The sequence below is a fragment of the Streptomyces sp. NBC_00503 genome (assembly GCF_036346895.1).
Lineage (GTDB): Bacteria > Actinomycetota > Actinomycetes > Streptomycetales > Streptomycetaceae > Streptomyces.
This window is the reverse complement of the sequence record NZ_CP107855.1, coordinates 7,207,152-7,225,739: the sequence shown is the minus strand read 5'-3', so window position 1 is coordinate 7,225,739 and position 18,588 is coordinate 7,207,152. Positions and strand designations below refer to the sequence as shown.

The 18,588-nt window shown below is 70.5% G+C and carries 21 protein-coding genes; 13 read left to right on the top strand and 8 right to left on the bottom strand.

The window, feature by feature from the left end; all coding sequences use genetic code 11:
• Positions 1–152: 152 nt before the first annotated feature.
• The 7 genes from OG490_RS32935 (at position 153) to OG490_RS32905 (ending at position 6,237) form a co-directional block, all read left to right on the top strand.
• On the top strand, positions 153–506 hold the full coding sequence (locus OG490_RS32935) for an HNH endonuclease (RefSeq protein ID WP_330299919.1): 354 nt from the start codon (positions 153–155) through the stop codon (positions 504–506).
• Positions 507–1,621: 1,115 nt separating this feature from the next.
• On the top strand, positions 1,622–2,452 hold the full coding sequence (locus tag OG490_RS32930) for a major capsid protein (RefSeq protein WP_330299918.1): 831 nt from the start codon (positions 1,622–1,624) through the stop codon (positions 2,450–2,452).
• 140 nt (positions 2,453–2,592) lie between these two features.
• Positions 2,593–3,807 carry a helix-turn-helix transcriptional regulator gene (locus tag OG490_RS32925; protein WP_330299917.1) on the top strand — a complete coding sequence of 405 codons (1,215 nt, stop codon included), beginning with the start codon at positions 2,593–2,595 and terminating at the stop codon, positions 3,805–3,807.
• Between the two features lie 90 nt (positions 3,808–3,897).
• Positions 3,898–4,086: a hypothetical protein gene (locus OG490_RS32920; protein ID WP_330299916.1), complete on the top strand. Its 189-nt coding sequence runs from the start codon at positions 3,898–3,900 to the stop codon at positions 4,084–4,086.
• Positions 4,083–4,313 carry a hypothetical protein gene (locus OG490_RS32915; RefSeq protein ID WP_330299915.1) on the top strand — a complete coding sequence of 77 codons (231 nt, stop codon included), beginning with the start codon at positions 4,083–4,085 and terminating at the stop codon, positions 4,311–4,313. The genes OG490_RS32920 and OG490_RS32915 overlap by 4 nt, the downstream gene beginning before the upstream one ends.
• 604 nt (positions 4,314–4,917) lie before the next feature.
• Positions 4,918–5,064: a hypothetical protein gene (locus tag OG490_RS32910; protein WP_330299914.1), complete on the top strand. Its 147-nt coding sequence runs from the start codon at positions 4,918–4,920 to the stop codon at positions 5,062–5,064.
• Positions 5,065–5,070: 6 nt separating this feature from the next.
• Entirely contained in the window at positions 5,071–6,237 is a 1,167-nt protein-coding gene (locus tag OG490_RS32905; RefSeq protein WP_330299913.1) for a protein-L-isoaspartate(D-aspartate) O-methyltransferase, read from the top strand.
• Between the two features lie 71 nt (positions 6,238–6,308).
• On the opposite strand, the gene OG490_RS32900 is transcribed toward OG490_RS32905, so the two are convergent.
• From OG490_RS32900 to OG490_RS32890, 3 genes are all read right to left on the bottom strand, one after another.
• Complete coding sequence (locus OG490_RS32900; RefSeq protein WP_330299912.1) at positions 6,309–6,623, bottom strand: YbjQ family protein; 315 nt, start codon at positions 6,621–6,623, stop codon at positions 6,309–6,311.
• A 268-nt stretch (positions 6,624–6,891) separates the two neighbouring features.
• Positions 6,892–7,590: a response regulator transcription factor gene (locus OG490_RS32895; RefSeq protein ID WP_330299911.1), complete on the bottom strand. Its 699-nt coding sequence runs from the start codon at positions 7,588–7,590 to the stop codon at positions 6,892–6,894.
• Entirely contained in the window at positions 7,580–8,824 is a 1,245-nt protein-coding gene (locus tag OG490_RS32890) for a sensor histidine kinase (protein ID WP_330299910.1), read from the bottom strand. Before OG490_RS32890 ends, OG490_RS32895 begins: the two co-directional genes overlap by 11 nt.
• A gap of 367 nt (positions 8,825–9,191) precedes the next feature.
• Between OG490_RS32890 and OG490_RS32885 the strand changes: the two genes are divergently transcribed.
• Positions 9,192–9,689 (top strand): hypothetical protein, encoded by a 498-nt coding sequence (locus tag OG490_RS32885; protein ID WP_330299909.1) that lies wholly within the window; start codon positions 9,192–9,194, stop codon positions 9,687–9,689.
• A 191-nt stretch (positions 9,690–9,880) separates the two neighbouring features.
• Positions 9,881–10,522, top strand: a complete 642-nt coding sequence (locus tag OG490_RS32880) for a hypothetical protein (protein ID WP_330299908.1) — start codon at positions 9,881–9,883, stop codon at positions 10,520–10,522.
• A gap of 64 nt (positions 10,523–10,586) precedes the next feature.
• On the opposite strand, the gene OG490_RS32875 is transcribed toward OG490_RS32880, so the two are convergent.
• From OG490_RS32875 to OG490_RS32860, 4 genes are all read right to left on the bottom strand, one after another.
• Entirely contained in the window at positions 10,587–11,564 is a 978-nt protein-coding gene (locus OG490_RS32875; RefSeq protein WP_330299907.1) for a phosphatase domain-containing protein, read from the bottom strand.
• Positions 11,565–11,569: 5 nt separating this feature from the next.
• Positions 11,570–12,778 carry an RNA ligase gene (locus OG490_RS32870; RefSeq protein ID WP_330299906.1) on the bottom strand — a complete coding sequence of 403 codons (1,209 nt, stop codon included), beginning with the start codon at positions 12,776–12,778 and terminating at the stop codon, positions 11,570–11,572.
• A gap of 62 nt (positions 12,779–12,840) precedes the next feature.
• Complete coding sequence (locus OG490_RS32865; RefSeq protein WP_330299905.1) at positions 12,841–13,551, bottom strand: epimerase; 711 nt, start codon at positions 13,549–13,551, stop codon at positions 12,841–12,843.
• 29 nt (positions 13,552–13,580) lie between these two features.
• Complete coding sequence (locus OG490_RS32860; RefSeq protein WP_330299904.1) at positions 13,581–14,015, bottom strand: VOC family protein; 435 nt, start codon at positions 14,013–14,015, stop codon at positions 13,581–13,583.
• Positions 14,016–14,145: 130 nt separating this feature from the next.
• Between OG490_RS32860 and OG490_RS32855 the strand changes: the two genes are divergently transcribed.
• Positions 14,146–14,853 carry a YoaK family protein gene (locus tag OG490_RS32855; RefSeq protein WP_330299903.1) on the top strand — a complete coding sequence of 236 codons (708 nt, stop codon included), beginning with the start codon at positions 14,146–14,148 and terminating at the stop codon, positions 14,851–14,853.
• 41 nt (positions 14,854–14,894) lie between these two features.
• On the opposite strand, the gene OG490_RS32850 is transcribed toward OG490_RS32855, so the two are convergent.
• Positions 14,895–15,830 carry a tellurite resistance/C4-dicarboxylate transporter family protein gene (locus tag OG490_RS32850; RefSeq protein ID WP_330299902.1) on the bottom strand — a complete coding sequence of 312 codons (936 nt, stop codon included), beginning with the start codon at positions 15,828–15,830 and terminating at the stop codon, positions 14,895–14,897.
• Positions 15,831–16,294: 464 nt separating this feature from the next.
• Here OG490_RS32850 and OG490_RS32845 point away from each other — a divergent pair, with 464 nt between their 5' ends.
• From OG490_RS32845 to OG490_RS32835, 3 genes are all read left to right on the top strand, one after another.
• Positions 16,295–17,260 (top strand): urea transporter, encoded by a 966-nt coding sequence (locus OG490_RS32845; protein ID WP_443065903.1) that lies wholly within the window; start codon positions 16,295–16,297, stop codon positions 17,258–17,260.
• 128 nt (positions 17,261–17,388) lie between these two features.
• On the top strand, positions 17,389–17,694 hold the full coding sequence (locus OG490_RS32840; RefSeq protein WP_330299901.1) for an urease subunit gamma: 306 nt from the start codon (positions 17,389–17,391) through the stop codon (positions 17,692–17,694).
• Positions 17,695–17,697: 3 nt separating this feature from the next.
• Positions 17,698–18,585 (top strand): sirohydrochlorin chelatase, encoded by an 888-nt coding sequence (locus OG490_RS32835; RefSeq protein WP_330299900.1) that lies wholly within the window; start codon positions 17,698–17,700, stop codon positions 18,583–18,585.
• The last annotated feature ends 3 nt before the right edge of the window (positions 18,586–18,588 follow it).

Here is an 18,588-nt window from a genome sequence, read left to right as displayed (position 1 = left end):
ACGCTACCTGGTAGCACCCTTTCCGCCCGCTGACCCAACGGCCAGAGGCGCGCGGTACCGGTCCGGCTCGCCCGGAACATCGGCCGCAGAGTTCCCCGGTTCGAGTCCGGGGGGGGCACGCAACAACGAGCACCAGGACCAACGACAAGGGGGTGACCGTGCGCTGTATCGACTGCACCGAGCCCGCCACACACCGCGGACGCTGCGAGGCTCACCACAAGGAGTACGAGGGTCGGGCGAGCGTCCGTGCTCGGCGGAAGCGTCGGCAGCTCCTCGCGGGCGGCAACGATGCGGCTCGCCGGCTCCGGCGGACGATCCGTAAGGCGGGTCGGGCTCGCTGTGCGCGCTGTCTGCGGGACGTGCTCGCCTCGGCTATCGACATAGACCATGTGCAGCCGCTCGCCCTCGGTGGCGAGGACGTAGACGACAACGTGCAGACGCTCTGTCGGGGCTGCCACAAGCTCAAGACGCGCGAGGACTTCGGGGCTGCTGGTCCGCCGTTCTGACGCGTTGACTGCCTAGTTGTAGTCCATGAACTTCCTGGTGAACCAGGAGACAGACACCGCCTCGCACGGGCCCTACCAGGCCTGTACGGAGCGGAAGGGGTGCGGTGTAGGTGCGCACGCAGACCGCAGTAGGCGCCCGGTTGGTCCCGGGGCTGAACACGGCGGAAGAACACGGTTCGAGTCCGTACACCCCGCTCATTGGTGAGCCCACCACGCGGCCCCGACTCCGCTCGCTGTGGTGATCAGCGAGACGAGCCACACGGGTACGTGCTGAACGGTCAAGTACAGCCCTCCGCAGCGTAGTTCAAATTGTGGCTGCCGCTTGCTTTTCTCGGTGGCCTGAGTCATGAGCCCAAGTGCAGCACACACGGTCCAGCCTTGGGTGGGCCTGCATTAGGGCCCAACCGGTGGTTGCGCTGGGCATGCCCCGGAGTGGTGAGCGCGATACCTCTACATTCGCGCGGAGCGTCGAACTCCTTGACTATGACACGCCTTTCACCGCCCATTTTCGGCCGATTACTTGTCTTGTTGTCGACCCTCTACACCTGTCGAGCCCCGCCGAGAGGAGGTACCCCCATGCCCCGAAGACCCCGCCCCCCTTGCTCTGTACCCGGGTGCCCCGAACTGACCCGAGCCGGCGGACGCTGTGCCGAGCATGAGCGCGAGGCCAACGCGGACCGTGCGTCACGTGGTGGCGCTGTCTATGACACGCGCTGGCAGCGCATGCGCAGGGCCTACCTCTACAAGCACCCGTGGTGCGTGCTGTGTGGCCGTCTCGCCAACGTTGCGGATCACTTCCCGCTGTCCCGACGCGAGTTGATCGCACGGGGCGAGGCGAACCCGGACGCTGCGGGGCATCTTCGTCCGCTGTGCGTCTCGTGCCACAACCGAGAGACAGCGAAGCATCAGCCGGGCGGATTTGCTGCGGAAGCTCGTTCGCGGCTCCAATCCGGCGAGCGTCCGCCGTTCTGACCAGGGGGGTACCCCCGACCCCTCCCACGCCCGAGCGGCAGGGAGGCAAAAAACTCGCATGGCTCATCTGAGCTCTTGTGTGGAGTGAGGCCGGATTCTCGGTTTCGCTCCTTTTTTGTTTGCTATCGATATTGGAGAATTTCATGACTCTCACCCTTGCTGAATCCGCCAAGATTTCCCAGGACCACTTGCAGCGAGGCGTTATTGAGACGTTCGTGCAGGAGTCGCCAATCCTGGACCGTCTGCCGCTGATCCAGATTGCGGGCAATGCCTACCGCTACAACGAGGAGTCCACCCTTCCGGGGGTCATCGTGCAGACGCGAGGCAACCTGAACGACCAGCGCGCGATCCAGACCGCGATGAAGGTAAAGGCCGCATGCATCCACTTCGCTGACCAGTTCTTCAACGGCGATGCGGAAGTGAACCCGAAGGGCTTCGACGGGTTGCGCAAGCGGCTGTTCGGCAGTCAGGTTGCCGATGCCAAGGGCGTAGGTCCGGTGGCCAACGGATTCGAGTTCTTCGACGCTCTGGACGCACTGACCGCTCGCGTCCGTGGCATCAACGGTTCCAATGGCGCTCTCTACATGAACACCGAGATCCGGGCCAAGATCGTGTCGGGCTTCCGCCGGCTCGGTGGTGCCGAGCTACTGACGGCAGAGATCGCCGGTAAGCGTGGCGTGATGTGGAACGGGATTCCGATGCTCGACGCGGGCCAGCGGCTGGACGGTACGGACGTGCTGCCCCTGACCACCGGCACGAGCGGGAAGCAGACCGGCGACATCTACGCCGTCCGATTCGGCTCCACGGAAGCGGACGCGGGTGTCACGGGTCTGACCAACGGTGGCGTACAGGCCACTGATCTCGGCGAGTCTCACGACAAGCCCGTCTACCGCACTCGCATCGACTTCTACTGCGGTCTCGCACTCTTCGGCGGGAAGGCCGCAGCCCGACTGACCAACGTACTCAACGGCTGACCACCCCATAGAGCCCCCGTGCTCGTCTCCCTTCATCGGGCGGCGGGTGCGGGGGCTTTCGTCGTATGCCCACCTGACGTGGGTCACCCCGCCGCTTCCGAACAGCAGCACGTTGAAGCGTGCGGGCGTAGGTTCACCACATGGCTATTGAGCACTTGGGCGACCGCATGGCCAAGCTGCGGCGGGCTGCCGATCTCACACAAGAGGGTCTGGCTGGGCGGTCCGGCGTGTCCGTGGACGTGATTCGGAAGCTTGAGCAGCATCGGAAGCACAGCGCACGGTTGCCAACACTGCACTCCCTCGCCAAGGGGCTCGGAGTGGAGCTGACTGCCCTCCTGGGGGACCCGCCGGGCGTACCGTCGAGCGGTGAGGCCGACCCGCCCCAACTCGTAGCCGTCCGGCGGGCCATCATGCCCCCGCTGTTCGCTCCGCCTGTCGATCCTGCGGGTGTCGAGCGGCTGTGGCTGCCCCTTCTGAGAGCCGAACTAGCCGAAGGGTGGACGCTGTACCACTCGGCGGAGTTCGGCCGCCTCATGGACGTTCTACCAGGCATCATCTCGGACGCGCGCCTACTCTCTGCGGTGGGAAATCCGGAGCAGAAGGCGGCTGGCCAAGCGGCGCTGGGCAAAGCGCTGCAACTCGGCGGACACCTCGCCATCCGCCTAGGCAAGACAGACCTTGCCCTCTCGGCGCTGGAGCGCGCCTACGGTGCCGCCGGGGACTCGTCGGACCCGTTGCTTGCCCCGATGGTGTCGAACTCGGTTGCATGGGCCTATCAGCGACAGGCCCGTTTGGATGACGCTCGGAATCTGGCCGTGCACGCTGCGGACGGCGTGGAGCGGGAGCACACGGATACATCCGAAGGTGTCCGTGTGTGGGGCGCACTGCTGATGTCTGCCGCCACGTCGTACGCACGGAGCGACGACTACGAAACTGCCAACGACATGATGGTCACGGCTGAGAGGGCGGCCGACCGCCTCACCAAGCTGCCGCCCCCGGTGGACGGCAAGCTCGTCTCCGTGTTCAGCCGATCGTCGGTCCGTATCGAGCGCGTGCGCCTGGCGGTCCAGCACGAGCGTCCGGAAGAGGCGTTGAAGCTGTCCAAAGGCATGCGCCTATCGCCGGACACGCCTCCGTCGTGGCGTACGTGGCTGCTCCTTGATGTGGCGCGTGCCCACACCGATGTGGGCGACGGGGAGGGGGCGGTAAAGGCCCTCGAAGCCCTCAAGCGAGTTGCCCCGGGCTGGATGCGGCACCACACACTGGCGGTAGCCATCGTGAGTGATCTGTGGGCGGGTCCCACTCGGCCTGTCGGCCTGCGCAAGCTCGCCGAGTTCCTGGGAGTGGATCAATAGCGTTGCGAGAGTAGGACGTTACGTCCCTGTGGATCACTCCTATCCGGCGAGAACATCGAGCATCCGGCGGGTTACTCAAAGGGGTGCGGCATGGCGACGGCAGCACAGCAAGAGGCAGCACGAACCGACCCGCTCGAACCGGTCCCCGTCCCCGGATGCGGGGTGTGCCTCGCGCTGGCCACGGCCCGTGAGATCTCTCGGGAAGCCGATGACCCGTGCTCCGTGGCCGTGCAGAACGAGGAGCTCCGCAACCACCCGCACCGCCGGGACGCGGCATGAGCGTGATCTCGGTGATGCGCTACATCACGTACGCCATGCGACGGCATCCGTCCGCCGAGACGACTGCAACGGCGCGGTGTCTGAACCCTGACTGCGACTGGACCGCCGAGCCGACCGGCAACGCGGATGTCTGTACCGACATGTGCATTCAACACACGGGCCGCACGGGCGACATGGTGTTCCTAAGAGAATTCTCGGAGGTCGCCGTGGTGGAGCGTGGCCAGTGACCGACGACAACGAGTACCAGGACCACGAGCGGCCCAGCCGGCGAAGCGCGTTAGCCGTGACCCTCGGGACGGTCACATGGATCGGCGTGGTCGCCTGCATCGTAGCCAAGGGGTGGGGCGCGTGATCCCGGCTGAGCAAGCCCGGGAAATCCGCTGCGCTCTTCGCGAGATCGCTGCCGAAGCGGCGATGCGTAAGCCGCCACCACCGTTCCCTCCCGGCTCGGGCGGCATGTCCAGCCGTTCCCGTATGACCCTCCGGACCACGCACGTGGTGCTCGCTCGGTTGAGCCCAGGGGACTCCGAGTTGTTCGCCCGGCCCGGTGAGACCCGCGTGATCCGGTCCGGCGATCCGGGTCCGCTCATTCACCGTTCCGCAGCCGACCGAGCCCGGTTCCGCGCGCTCGGCTACTGGGACGGGTTCGGAGTCGAGTTCCCGCCCTGCCAGTGCGTGCGCTGCCGCACTAGCAAACCCTAGATTCCGTCCCTGCCGGTTGACCCAGTCGCATTCCCCATGGCGCAAGGCCCCCGGCAGGGGCGGGCAAGCCCCCACGCCTCACGGGGTGGGTAGTCAACCAGCAGTCACTACTTCACAAGGGAGCACAGCATGCCCAAGCACGGCGGTGGCACCGGATCAGGCCAGGGCGGCAGCCAGCAGGACGATGGCAGCAGCGGCAAGGGGCACGGCGGGGGCGGCACCGACACCGGCAGTGGCGGCAACTCGTCCGACGGCTCCGGCCCCGCGAAGAAGTAGAGGCCAATGACCAAGCGCAAAGAGGAGGTGGGCCCTTCGGGGCTCGCCTCTGCGCTCGTTGCTTCGGGCGCGCTGACATCGGACTGGCTGCCCGCTTTCAAGGCAGTTCCCCGGGACATGTTCGTACCAGCACGCATCTGGCCGGGCATCGCGGCAGGTACCCGGCAGAACGCCTTGGTGGACCGTGACACGGACCCTGATGCGTGGCTCGCCGCCGTGTACTCCGACATCCCCCTGACGACTCAGTGGGACGACGGCAAGCACACAGGGGACGACGTCGGACGCACTCCCACTAGCTCCAACTCTCAGCCCCGCATGGTCTTTGGGATGCTGGGGGACGCAGACGTCCACAAGCCGCACAAGGCCATGGAGATCGGAGCCGGGACGGGTTGGAATGCGGGTCTCATGTCCTTCCGTCTCGGCTCCGAGAACGTCGTCTCGATCGAGTACGACCCTGAGGTTGCCAAGGGCGCGATCAGTAACCTTCGGGACGCTGGGCTGTCTCCTTTGGTCATCGTGGGAGACGGACGGCTCGGCCACGCCGAGGGCGCCCCGTACGACCGGGTCATTGCCACATGCTCAATCGGGGAGGTCCCCTACGCGTGGGTTGAGCAGACCGTGGCCGGCGGGGTCATCGTCGCCCCCTGGGGAACCGGGTACGGCGGCGAAGCCATCGCCCGGCTGGTCGTGGGCGAGGACGGTACGGCGAGCGGACACTTCACCCGCTCCAGTGCCTTCATGCGTCTACGGCAGCAGCGCGCAGACCGGGCGCAGCATAACGCTTACCTCAAGGGCCGGGAGTGGCCCGCAGACGGCGTCAGGAGCACCACGACGCTTTCCCCGGCCGACATCGACGGGTGGGTCGAACAGTTCGCGATCAGCCTGCGGGTACCGGGCACGTTCTGGTCTGTGGAAAGCGACAACGATGGTTCTTACGTCGTGTGGTTCTACAGCGATGACACGCGGTCCTGGGCATCCATCGACTACGAGCCCGGGGCGAGTGAGTACCTCGTTGTCCAGTCGGGGCCGCGTCGGCTGTGGGACGAGACAGAAGCCGCCTACCGCTGGTGGGAGGAACAAGGCCACCCGGACTTCGATCGCTTCGGACTGACCGTCGATAGCGACGGCGACCGTGCGTGGCTCGATACGCCGGACAACCTGATCCGGGTCTGACCGCAAAAGCCCCGCCTACGGATTCGGCTCCGTGTGGCGGGGCTCCTCATACGCCTATGATGCAAGGGTGTTCATGCAGCCTCGGTCACGTCGAAGCGCATCATCAGCACGGCGTTCGCACCGCGCGCCTTCGCCTGCTCGATGAGCCGGTCCATGGCCTGGTTGCGGGTCTCCACCAGGGTCTTGGTGAGGCCCTTCAGTTCGCCGCCGATCATCGACTTCAGGCCCGCGCCGATCTGGCTGCCCAGGTGGCGGGAGCGCACGGTGAGGCCGAAGACCTCGCCGATCACCTGCTCGACCCGGTAGCCGGGGACGTCGTTGGTCGTCACGACCAGCACGCCGGTCTGCTGTGCGCCGGGGCCGCCGCCGTAGTCATCGATACCCATGGGTCCCAATGTGCGGGCGCCGGACGGCGCCCGCAACCGACCGGACCGCTGCCCCGCCCGCTTCGGCGGACCTTCAGTGTGCTCTTCAGCGGACCCTTCAGCCGAGCCCGGCGGCTAGTGCTGTGGCCGGAAAGGTTTGCCGGGGCGGCGGCGTCCGGTGCGGTGCATCGCAAGGCGGAGGACTGCGGCTCGTACTGGACGTACCGCCGCGGTCCGACAACGCGGCGAGGTGCCGTGCCGGGCGCCGCGACCCGGTGAACCTTTCCGGTCACAGCACTAGGCCGAACTCGTAGGCCACCACCACGGCCTGCGCCCGGCTGGAGAGGCCCAGCTTGCTCATGCAGCGGTGCACGTGGGTCTTGACGGTGGCGGCGCTGAGTACGAGGCCTGCGGCGATCTCCGTGTTGGACAGTCCGGCCCCGACCAGGCCGAGGATCTCGCGCTCCCGCGGGGTCAGGGTGTCCAGGCCGGGACGCGGGGTGCGGGCGGCCGCCGGAGCGGCGTACGTGTCCACGAGCCCGCGCAGGGCCCCGGGGCTGAACAGCATCTCCCCGGCGTGCACGGTGTTGATGGCGGCGAGCAGCCGGTCGGGCGGGGTGTCCTTGAAGAGGAAGCCCCCGGCCCCGACGCGCAGGGCCCGGAAGACGTACTCGTCGGAGTCGAAGGTGGTCAGCATGAGCACCTTCGGGCGCGGGCCGGGCTCGGCGGCCGAGGCCGCCAGGATGCGTTCGGTGGCGGTGATCCCGTCGATCCCGGGCATCCGGATGTCCATGAGGATCACGTCGGGGTGGGTCTCGGCGGCGAGCCGCACCGCCGCTTCGCCGTCCTCGGCCTCGCCGACGACCTCGTAGCCGGGCGCGGCGGTGAGCAGCGCGGTCAGGCCGGACCGGATGAGGAACTGGTCGTCGACGACGAGCACGCGCAGCACGCTCTCTCCTTCTCTGTCGGATTCCCGGTCAGCCGGCATGGCCCGTCCGGGGTACGGGGACGCGCAGGCTGACCTCGAAGCCGCCGCCGGGGGCGGGCTCGGCGGTCACCGTGCCGTGGTAGATCATCGCCCGCTCGCGCATGCCGATCAGCCCCTGCCCGCCGCCGCGCCCGGCGGAGGGTCCGTCTCCCCGCCCACCGCCGTGTCCGTGTCCGTGTCCGTGTCCGTCCCCGCGCCCACGGCCGCGTCCGTCGTCCTTGACCCGTACCCGGACCTCGTCCTCGGCGTAGTCCACGCGGACGGTGGTGCGCGCGGCCGGGGCGTGCTTGAGGACGTTCGTCAGCGCCTCCTGGACCACGCGGTACGCGCAGAGGTCGATCCCGGGCGGCAGGGCGTACGCCGTCCCCGTGATCGTGACGTCCACGGGGACTCCCGCCGCGCCGACCCGGCGGACGAGCTCTTCGAGGCGGCCCAGTCCGGCGACCTCCGGGGTCGCGTCCCCGGCCGGGGCCGTCCCGTCCTCGCGGAGCACGACCAGCATCCGGCGCATCTCGGCCAGGGCCTCGCGGGCGCTGGCGCCGATGGTGTCCAGGGCCCGGCGGGCGGTCTCGGGGTCGGTGGAGAACACGTACCCGGCGAGCCCGGTCTGTACGGAGATCACCGAGACGTGGTGGGCGATGACGTCGTGCAGTTCGCGGGCGATCTGGATGCGTTCCAGGGCGACGGCCCTGCGGGCCTTCTCCTCCTGCTCGAGGCGGAGCTGACGGGTCAGCTCGCGCAGCCGCCGGGAGCCGTCGCCCGCGACCCAGCAGACGGTGGTGGTGACGGTCACGAAGCCGACGCTGAGGGGGCCGATGCCGGGTTCGGCCAGCCGGGTGCCCCAGAGCAGGACCACGAGCGAGACGGCGGCGCAGCGCAGGGAGACCGGGCGGGGGCGCAGGGAGGCGACGGTGTAGAGGGCGAGGAGCACCCCGCAGACGGCGGGCACGTGGTAGTAGCCGAGGGTGAAGTAGGTGCCGACGCAGAGCACGGTGCTCGCCAGTACGGCCACGGGGAAGCGGCGGCGCAGCACGAACGGCAGGTAGACGGCGGCGAGCAGGGCGTAGGCGAGCGGGTCGGTGTCGCGCCAATAGCCTTCGGGATCCGGCCAGTTCCGGAGCATGTCCGACGAGATCCAGAGCGAGCCGACGGCCCACACGATCTCGCCGACGGCCGACCGCGCGGCGCGGAGCCGGGTTACCGCCGGGTGCGCTGACAGCGCGGACAACTGCACGTCGAACCCCCTCGTGTACACCCCTGGTTGTACAGGGTCACCACCCTCGGGGGTAGCCGGAGTTCAACCCGTGGATGGGCGAGAGCGGCGGACCGGCGCCCGTAGATTCCTGGTGCCGGCCCCAGCCGGCAGTGGCCCGATCCCCCCGGGGCCCGCCAGGCGGCCGTGCCCGTTCGGGGGCGGGCACGGCCCCGCCGGCATCCCTCATGGCACCGATCCGCGCAGATTGGGCATATCGGGCTAAATCCCGGTGCGCCAGCCGGGCGTTATGCCCCTCCGTCGTCATAGTCGTCCCTGGCAACCGCGAGGTTGCCGTCCCGTGCCGCGTTCCGCGGCCGGGTGGACGTCTTCTCGGAGGAGCCGGCTCATGCTGAAGCCCACCAGGACCATCCTCGCCCTCGCCGCCGGAAGCCTGGTGCTCGGCCTGGCAGGGGCGGGTCCCGCCTTCGCGGACCAGGACCCGCGGCCCGACAACCCGGGCCAGGAGAACGTCATGGACGACGAGGACCAGGGTTCCGACGGCCTCACCGACCCCGACACCTACCCGGACCGCAAGGACGCCCGGGGCATCGTCATCTCGCACGGTCCGCTGACCCTGCGCAGCAGGCCGAGCACCCACTCGAAGAAGGTGGGCCGGGTGCACCCGCACCAGAAGCTCTCCATCGAGTGCAAGAAGCGCGGCGAGCGCGTCGACGGCAACAACCTCTGGTACCTGCTGGACGACGACGACAAGAAGGACCACATGAACCGCATGAACGGCGGCGGCATGATGGCGATGCCCCAGGCCGCCAAGGAGCGCGAGGACCGCTGGGTTTCGGCGCGCTACGTCAAGAACCTCACCGAGGTGAAGTACTGCCGCTCGTAGCCGCACCGGCTGTGACCTGCGCCCCCGCGGACCCGGACCCGCGCAGTCCCATTGGCCATCCGGGCCGCGGGGCAGGTAGACAAGTTCTGTCCCCGCAGGCAGTCGGCCCGCGGGCAGAGCGAAGGACAGACACGGTGGCCCGTAGCGGACGACCCGGACGACCCAAGCATTCCGCCACCCTGGCGACGGCCGTGGCAGCCGTAGCGGCCGTGGCCGTTCTGGGCGGATGCTCCTCGGGCGGCGCCGCTACGGACCGGGCCGCGGCCTCTCCGAGCGGCTCCCCCACCCCGTCGGCCCCCAACTCGCCCGCCGCGCCCTCCGCGGCCCCCTCGGCCTCCGCCTCGTCGCAGGCGCCGTCCAGCGGGCAGAGCCCGCAGTCGGACCGGAGCTGGCCGGACGTCTTCACGGTCATCAACAAGTGGAAGGACCAGCCCCGCGGTGTCGGCGCGCCCGACGCGGAGGCGGTCCACTCGAAGTCGGTCGGCCTGCTCAACGACACCGAGACCCGCTACGGTTCCGAGAAGGGCTCCAAGTGCTGGCCCGAGCGGCCGACTTCGCTGACCGCGCTCTGCGCCGGGAACGCGGCCAAGGCCGCCGAGACCGCGAAGACCTCCCTGTCGTGGATCTCCCACGAGGACCCGCGCACCTTCACCACCCTGCGCGCGAACGCCGGCAAGGTCACCAAGGCGGTCGAGTCCTACAAGGCCCACGCGTGCGAGAGCGCCCCCGCCGCCCGGGCCGAGCGCGACGCCTGCTGGGAGGCCGGCTGGACCATCGCCCAGGCCTACCCGCTGCTGCGCGACGGATTCAACGCCGCCCTCCAGGCCCGCTGACCCGGAGGGGCGACACCCCGAACTCCCTACGCCCCTGCGCGTCCGGAGCCGTGGCGCAACGGCGCTAGAAATCGCCGTAGTTGACCTGCCAGGTCGCCAGCCCCATGCGGCGCCAGATCGCCACCACCCGGTCGCGGTCGTCCAGGGAGACCCTGATGGCGTACCGGCCGCGTACGTGCTCGTTGAAGAGTTCCGCCTTCACGATGTCGTCGCGGCGCGTGTCCCCGGCCGGGCGCATCCACAGTTCGTCGTACGGGACTTCGTGCTCCCGGAGCCAGGCCTCGGTCGGCTCCCGGTACTCCTCGCCCCGGCCGGACAGCAGCACGACGACGTCGCCGTCGGCGCGCCGGAAGGAGTCGAGGGCGTCGCGCACCGGCGCGTTCAGGGTGTCGATGCCGCAGCGCGAGAAATCGTACGGGTTGCGGTCGCCGGTCAGCGCGAGCGTGCCGTCGATGTCGCACATCACCGCAGTGGGCAGCGCCGGGTCGGCCACGTACGGAGTCACGTCCGGCTGGTCGTTCAGCCACTCCGCGGTGAGCCGCCAGCCGCCCCTGCGGGCCTTCGCGTGCTTGTCGGCCAGTATCCGGATGATCTCCTCGCCCACCTGGCGCTCCCGCGCGGCGTCGCGGCGCAGGCACTCCTCCAGGGGCACGTCGGTGAAATCGTGCACGACGAAGGTGGCCCGCCCCGCCACGGCCGCCTTCAGCCGCTTGGGGATGTGCGAGGTCAGGTGAGTGTTGTCGACGACCACGTCGAAGCCGCCCTCGACGGCCGCGCCGACGGCCGCGTCCTGGATGTCCAGCACCGTCTGCTCGTGCTTGTACGAGCGCTCGCGCCCCGGGTCCGGCACGTCGAGCATGCTGCGCAGGTCGTCGAGGTTGACGCGGCGCATCCGGCCGCCGGACTGCTCCTGGAGGGCGCGCGCGGCGGTGGTCTTGCCGGAGGCCGGCAGCCCCGTCATGACGTGCACCACCGGCAGTGCGGGTGTGGGAGCCTCGGTTTCGGGCTCGATCTCGGACTTGGTCTCGGGTACTGCGGACACGGGGGTCAGTTCTCCTCGTCGTTCGTGAAGGGGTCGGCGGTCTCGGGCCGCACCTGCCGCCAGCTGAGCAGCTCGGTCGTCCTGCCGTCCAGGCGCTGGAACAGTGCGCCGCGGATCGCGCCGTCGCGGATCCCCTGGGTGGCGCGCGCGAACGCGCCCCGGTCGCCGGCCAGGTGGGCGAGCGAGGCGTACGCCTCGTCGATGGCGCGTTCGCGCGCCCCGGCCTCCTCCTCCAGGCGTTCGATCACCGAGCGCACCCAGTGGTCGAACTCGTCGGGCACCTGCTCCAGCAGCGCGTCGAGCGGCTTGCCGCCCGAGGCCTCGATCTCGGCGACGGTGCAGTTCAGCCCCTGGGCCACCTGCTTGACGGGCAGTCCGGCGAACCGCTGGATGCCGTGTCCCCGCCAGATGTCCCGCTCGGTCGCCCCGGTGAGCACCTTGTGCAGCCGTACGTACTCGGCGATCTTGGCCTTGGCGCGGACGCCCGAGGCGAAGCGCAGCACGAAGCCCTCGGCGTCGGTACCGGTCGCGCTCCCGCCGTCCGGCAGGGTGTTGGAGGCGGTCAGCGCGAGCAGTTCGTCGAGCGGCATGGCGGGCCACACGGTGACGACGGAGCCGATCCCCTCCCAGTGCGCGGCGGCCTCGGCGAGCGGCACCTCGGCGCCGGCCGCCGCGTAGGCGGCGAGCAGCACGAGGTCGCGGCGGTCGCCGTAGTCCACGACGATCCTGTTCTGCGGGTACAGGATCTCCGCGAGGTACGTGGTCCCCGGCACCAGGCCGGAGGTGTCCCGCCGGTCGAGGCGGCGCTGCGCCCAGACGGCCTGGGTGCTGGTGAAGGAACCCCTGGACGCGACCCGCCACTGGTCCGCGTAGTGGAAGACCACGCCGAGACTGCCGTCGACCTTGTCGTACACCTCGAACGGCTCGTCCGGCAGGGCGGGCGCGTACGGCTGCCCTGCCTCGTGCTCGCCCACGTTGAAGAACTTGGGCAGCGGCAGCGCGACGACCGCGCCGGTGACGTCGTCGGCGACGAGACCGCGGCAGCGCGTGGTGACCTCGTTCCAGACCCGCTCGTACTGGGCGGTCCGGGTGTAGGTGTAGAGCGACAGCGGCAGCTCGGGGTGCGTCTTGCGCAGCACGTATCCGGCGTCGATGGCCTCGGTCAGCGCCTGTGCGGGCATCAGGTCGTGCAGAGTCAGGCGGTCCTGGCTCATGGGGTTCCTCCCGGTTCGAGATGCCTCATTCTCAGGGGCGGGAGGCTCTGACCGGAACCGAATTACCGCTGGTCCGGGGCATCCCCGCCGAGCCGGTTGATGTCCCGGGGCCGCAGGATGCGCTGGGTGCCCGCGTCCCCCGGCCCGGCCGCCGCCACGCCGATCATGGCGCGGCCCAGCGCCCGGGTGGTGGTGACCAGGTCGGGTGCGAAGCGCCGCAGCACCGGGAAGAGGGGCGCGGTGACGGCGTACGCGGCGCGGTAGAGCGGGGTCTTGGAGGGCACGCCGCGGTCGGGCTGCACGATCCCGGGGCGGAACATGTAGGCCTCGAAGTCGAGTTTCAGCAGGTCGTTCTCCGTCCTGCCCTTGACCCTGGCCCACATGGAGCGGCCGTTCTCGGTGCTGTCGGTGCCCTCGCCGGAGACGTAGGCGAAGGTGAGCCGGGGGTTGGCGGCGGCGAGGGGGCGGGCGGCCTCGAGCGTCAGATCGTGGGTGATCCGCCGGTACTCGTCCTCCTTCATGCGGAAGGAGGAGATCCCGAGGCAGAAGAAGCACGCGTCGTACGAGGCCAGGTCGATGCCGGCATCCGACAGGCCGCTGCTGTCCGACAGGTCGGTCGGGTCCGCCCGGACGAGCTCGCGCAGTTTGGGGTGGGTGACGGTGAGGGGGGTGCGGCCGATGGCCAGGACGCTCTCCACGGAGTCGTCCCGCAGGCATTCGCGCAGCACGCCCCGGCCGATCATTCCGGTCGCGCCGAAGAGGATGACGTTCACGGGCCCACCCTATGCGGGCGCCCCACGGCTCAGTGGGAGACGCAGAGCTCGTTGCCCTCGGGGTCGGAGAGGGTGGTCCAGGCGAAGGGGCCCTGGCGGCCGTCGTGCAGGTGCTTGGCGCCCTTGGCGATGAGCCGTGCGACCACGGCGCCGGGGTCGTCCTCGCCCGTGCGGACGTCGAGGTGGACCCGGTTCTTGACGGTCTTGGGCTCCTCGATCAGCTGGAAGAGGACGCGTGGCGCCCGTTCGAGGCCCTCGGGGTGGCGGATCCCCTGGCCCGCCTTCCAGACGAGGACGCCCCGGTGGGTGGTGGTGTCCTCCTCGCTCGCGTGCCCGGCGGCGATCAGGCCCCGGATGAACTCCTCGTCACTGGGCTCGACTTCCCATCCGAGGGCCTCGGCCCACCAGTCGGCGAGGGCGTGCGGGGTCGCGGAGTCCACGGTCACCTGAAACGTGTAGGCCATGCCGGGACCCTACTGAGGGGCCTCGGGCTCCGCCAGCGGAACGAGTCGCTATGTCCCTGGCGCGCCCGCGATCACTATCGTTGGCCGGGCCGAAGTCTCTCTCGGCCCGAGCAGCAGAGGGGCGGGCCCCATGACCTCCACCGCACGGCGCGGGATCCTGCGGCCGCTGGCCGCGCTGCTGTTCCCGCCGGAGCCGGGCGGGGCACCGTCGCCGCACGGGGTGCTGCCGCCCCTGCTGATCATCCTGACCTTCGTCAGCGGTGTGGTCGACGCGGTGAGCTACCTGGGGCTCGGCCACGTCTTCGTGGCCAATATGACGGGCAACGTGGTCTTCCTGGGCTTCGCGATCGCCGGGGACCGGTCCCTGTCCGCTCCGGACTCGCTGCTGGCCCTGGGCGCCTTCCTGGCCGGGGCCGCGGCCGCCGGCCGACTGCGGCGGCGCACGGGGGCCTCCCGGATGTTCGTGCCGCTGGTCGCGGTGCAGACCGTCCTGGTCTGCGGGGCTCTGGCGCTGACCGCGACCGGTGGGTGGCCGCCGGGCGTCATCGCCCTGCTCGCGCTCGGCATGGGGCTGCAGAACGCCGTGGTGCACCGGCTCGCCGTCCCCGATCTGACCACCACCGTCGTCACCAGGGCCCTGACCGGGCTCGCGGCCGATCCGTGGGGACCCGCGCCGCTGCGCCGCCTCGTCACGGTGGCGGCCCTGCTGCTCGGCGCCCTCGCCGGCGGCCTTCTGACGTTGCGTCACGGCCCCTCGTGGGCCCTGGCCTCGGCCGTGGGCCTGCTGGTGTGCGTGGTGCTCGCACCGCGGCTGGACGGCCACGGGTGGCGGCCCTGACGGTCGCGGGCACCGCCGGTTTCGCGGAACACCCCGGACGGTCAGTCGTCGGCGCGGGTCGCGACGAAGGCCACGAAGGTCAGTACCCACGCACCCACCGCGACCCAGAGCAGCAACTCGCCCAGCGGGCGCAGCCATTGCACGCCGGTCGGTCGCGCCGCGGAGAGGCAGGCCGTCGCGGTCATGCCGAGCGGGAAGACGCTCGACCAGCGCCGGATGTCGTAGCGCGGGCGCGGCCGGAACACCTCGGCGGCGAGGAGGACGGCGTACCAGGCCAGGGAGAGGCCGAGGGCCACCAGGGTCGCGGTACGCAGCCCCGTGTGCACCCGTCCCGTCCACAGGGGTGACGCGGTGAGCCCGGCTCCGGCGAGTGCGGTGATGGACAGGGCTCCGCCGGCCACCCAGTGGTCGCCCGCGCCGGACACCACCTCACGGAAGTCGAAGCGCAGCAGTGCCTCCGCGTAGAGCAGCAGCCCCAGGCAGAAGGCGGCCAGCGCCGCCCGGCCGAGCCAGTCGTGGCCGGTGGCTCCGGCCAGGGTGCCCGCGAGGACGGCGAGCCCCTGGGTGGCCACGCAGACGAGGAACGCCGCCCCGGGCATCCGCCGCCCCCAGTGCCGCAGGACGGCGAGGAGGAGCCCCGGCCAGAGCGCTGCCGCGAGGGCCAGCAGGGCCGCGGCCACGGCCTGCCATCCGAGGAGGGAGAGCCGGGCCCCGAGCACGGTCGTGGCGGCGACGGCGGTGAGGGCGGCCGGGGTGTCGGCCTCGGCGCGAAAGCGCCGCCGGTCGCCCACCAGCCGGGCGGTGAAGTCGGCCGCGAGGACGAGCCACAGCGCCGCGGAGACGGCCAGCGCGGCGAGCGACAGCGCGCTGCGGCCGATGAGGTGCAGACCGGCCGAAATGATCCCGGCGGCCATGACGGCGGCCCCGGCGGCCGGTGACAGCTCGGCCCACCAGCGGGCGCCCACGCAGACTCGCACCCGTCCAGCGGACACCGCCCGGCCGGGCTCCGCCGGTGAGGCGCGCCACGGGGACCCCGGCGATGACCCTTCCGGGCCCGGCCCGAGCCTGCGCAGGGGGCCGCTCCGGCGCTCCGGTATTGCGATATTCCGATACCCGGATCGCATTCCAGACCTCACGGAACGGGGAATCCGATCCCTTATTGCGATCAATAGGCAATAAGGCGAATAACATGAAAGTCGGAGCTCCGCAACCGTTCGCGCTTTCGACCGTCCGACGCATCCGCGAGCCTCCGGACCCGGCCCCCACCGTGCCGCGAACGGCCCCCGACACCCCCGTCTCCGGGTGGGATTGTCACGATTTACCGGTAGTGTCGCTGTGTGGCCGGTCACATCCGCCTCATCCGGTTACGGCTGCCCGGTCGCGGCGCAGGCCGATTCCCGGGCCCTTGCGGGCCCTCTCTTTTTGCGCATTGGAGACGGAAATGCAGGCCGTGGCAACGGAGCCCGCACGACAGGCTCCCGCTCAACCCGCGAGCTTTGTCCAGGAAGTACTGCGGGGCGTCGCCCAGGTCGATTTCATGCCGAATGCGATCACGGGCATCTTCTTCCTCGCCGCCCTCGCCGCCGCCGGCTGGCAGTACGCCCTCTACGGACTCCTCGGCGCCGTCGTCGGTACCGCCACCGCCTACGCCTTCGGCATCGACCGCGAGATCGTCTCGGCCGGGCTGCGCGGCTTCAACGGCACCCTCGTCTCGCTCGGCTTCGCCGTCTTCCTCGGCGCGGAGCACCTGTCCACTCTGCTGCTGGCGATCGGCGGCAGCATCACCGTCGTGGTCGTCACCTCGGCGCTCGCCACGATCCTCGGCACCTGGAACATCCCCACGTTCACGGCGCCCTTCTGCATCATCGCGAGCGTGATGACCATCGCGGCGCCCAGCTTCTCCCGTGTGTGGCACACGGGCCCCGGCCTGGCCGCGCTGCCCGAGCCCGCCTCGGGGGCCACGACGCTGGGCTGGGAGCAGCTCTGGCACGCGTTCTTCGCCAATGTCGGCCAGATCTTCTTCATGCCGCAGTGGTACGTCGGCCTGATCTTCCTGGCCGGCATCTTCGTGGCCAGCCGGCTCGCCGGGGTCATGGCCTGCGTCGGCAGCGCCACCGCCATCCTCATCGCGTGGGCGATGGGGTCGCCCGCCGAAGGCGTGTCCGAGGGCCTCATGGGCTACAGCAGCGTGCTCGTCGCGATGGCCCTGTGCGGGGTCTTCATCGTCCGCTCGAACTGGAGCTTCGGATTCGCCGTCCTCGGCGCCGCGGCGGCGACCGGGCTGACCTCGGCGATGACCGCCTTCTTCGCCCCGTTCGGCGGCCACACCTTCACCTGGCCGTTCGTCCTGACCACGCTCATCTTCGTCGCGGCCGTCCCGCAGATCCCCCGGCTGCGACGGACCTGAGAGGTCCGGAGCGGCGGTCCCGCCGCCCACCCCGCACCGCACCGCCCGCACGTCCGCACCGCCCTGCCCTGCGCCGAACCCGAGTCGCGTGCATCCGAACCAGCTCGAGAGCCGAAAGTGAGTGACCGATGAATCTCGCCCCCCGTGAGATGGACAAGCTCTGGATCTACGTCGTGGCCGATCTGGCCCGCAAGCGGCGCGACCGGGGCGTCAAGCTCAACTACAGCGAGGCCTGCGCCCTGATCAGCGAGGGCATCCTCGAAGGGGCCCGCGACGGCAGGACCGTCGCCGAATGCATGGAGCTCGGCAAGCAGATCGTCTCCGGCACCGATGTCATGCCCGGCGTACGGGAGATGCTGCCACTGCTCCAGGTCGAGGCCGCCTTCGTCGACGGCACCAAGCTCGTCTCCTGCCACGACCCCGTGGGCGCCTGATCCATGGCCGCCGCAGTCGCACCCGAACGGCCGGGCAGGGCCCCGGAGTCGGCGGCCACGGTCATCCTGGCCGGCGGCCACGAAGGCGCGGCCGCGGCCGGGGCCGTGAGCGCGGGCCGGCCGCTGGCCGAAGCCGTGCGCCGGGCGCTCGCCGCCTCGCCCGACCCGGTCTGCGTGGTCCCGATGACGCTGGGGCGCGACCCCGGGCTGATCGCCGACTGCGCCCGCGCGCTGCGCTGGCTGGGCCGTGACGAGGGCCGCGGGCGGCTCGCGCTGGCCCCGCCGTTCGCCACGGTGGACCATCTGACCGCGTGGCTGCGTACCGCCGCCCTCAAGGCGGTGCGCGAGGCACCCGGCACCTCGGCCGTCCTGGTCACGGCGCCCGCCGCCGGGCCCTTCGAGGACGCCGACCTCTTCCGGGTGGCCCGGCTGGTGCGCCAGTACGGGCACCACCGCTGGGTCGAGGTCGCCTTCGACGGCGGCGACCCGGACCTCGCGGAGGGCGTGGAGCGGTGCCGCCGCCTCGGCGCCGGTCACGTCGCCCTGATCCGCGCCGCGTTCGCCGCTCCCGCCGAGCTGCCGGCCGGGGTCCTGGACACCGGCCCCCTGCTGTCGCAAGCGGCGCTCGCCCAGGTGGTACGGGCCCGGGTGCAGGAGGCCCTGCACCGGCTGTCCCACGGGCAGGACGGCATCACCGAGGGGCTGGACGCCGAGCACGGCCACGGGTACGCGCACACCCACGGCCCGGGCGGCGACCACGGGCACCCGCACGGCGAGGGCGAGGGCCAGGGACACGAACACGGGCACAGGCACAGGCACAGGCCCGAGCATCCCCACGCACCCGAGCATCCGCACGGGCAAGGCCACACGCACGGCCACTCCCACCACTGATCC

Coding starts and splice junctions, on each gene's coding strand:
- OG490_RS32885 (WP_330299909.1), top strand. CDS start 9,192: ATGCTGAAGCCCACCAGGACCATCCTCGCCCTCGCCGCCGGAAGCCTG.
- OG490_RS32915 (WP_330299915.1), top strand. CDS start 4,083: ATGAGCGTGATCTCGGTGATGCGCTACATCACGTACGCCATGCGACGG.
- OG490_RS32855 (WP_330299903.1), top strand. CDS start 14,146: ATGACCTCCACCGCACGGCGCGGGATCCTGCGGCCGCTGGCCGCGCTG.
- OG490_RS32835 (WP_330299900.1), top strand. CDS start 17,698: ATGGCCGCCGCAGTCGCACCCGAACGGCCGGGCAGGGCCCCGGAGTCG.
- OG490_RS32900 (WP_330299912.1), bottom strand. CDS start 6,623: ATGGGTATCGATGACTACGGCGGCGGCCCCGGCGCACAGCAGACCGGC.
- OG490_RS32920 (WP_330299916.1), top strand. CDS start 3,898: ATGGCGACGGCAGCACAGCAAGAGGCAGCACGAACCGACCCGCTCGAA.
- OG490_RS32895 (WP_330299911.1), bottom strand. CDS start 7,590: ATGCCGGCTGACCGGGAATCCGACAGAGAAGGAGAGAGCGTGCTGCGC.
- OG490_RS32870 (WP_330299906.1), bottom strand. CDS start 12,778: ATGAGCCAGGACCGCCTGACTCTGCACGACCTGATGCCCGCACAGGCG.
- OG490_RS32905 (WP_330299913.1), top strand. CDS start 5,071: ATGACCAAGCGCAAAGAGGAGGTGGGCCCTTCGGGGCTCGCCTCTGCG.
- OG490_RS32845 (WP_443065903.1), top strand. CDS start 16,295: ATGCAGGCCGTGGCAACGGAGCCCGCACGACAGGCTCCCGCTCAACCC.
- OG490_RS32840 (WP_330299901.1), top strand. CDS start 17,389: ATGAATCTCGCCCCCCGTGAGATGGACAAGCTCTGGATCTACGTCGTG.
- OG490_RS32910 (WP_330299914.1), top strand. CDS start 4,918: ATGCCCAAGCACGGCGGTGGCACCGGATCAGGCCAGGGCGGCAGCCAG.
- OG490_RS32925 (WP_330299917.1), top strand. CDS start 2,593: ATGGCTATTGAGCACTTGGGCGACCGCATGGCCAAGCTGCGGCGGGCT.
- OG490_RS32860 (WP_330299904.1), bottom strand. CDS start 14,015: ATGGCCTACACGTTTCAGGTGACCGTGGACTCCGCGACCCCGCACGCC.
- OG490_RS32930 (WP_330299918.1), top strand. CDS start 1,622: ATGACTCTCACCCTTGCTGAATCCGCCAAGATTTCCCAGGACCACTTG.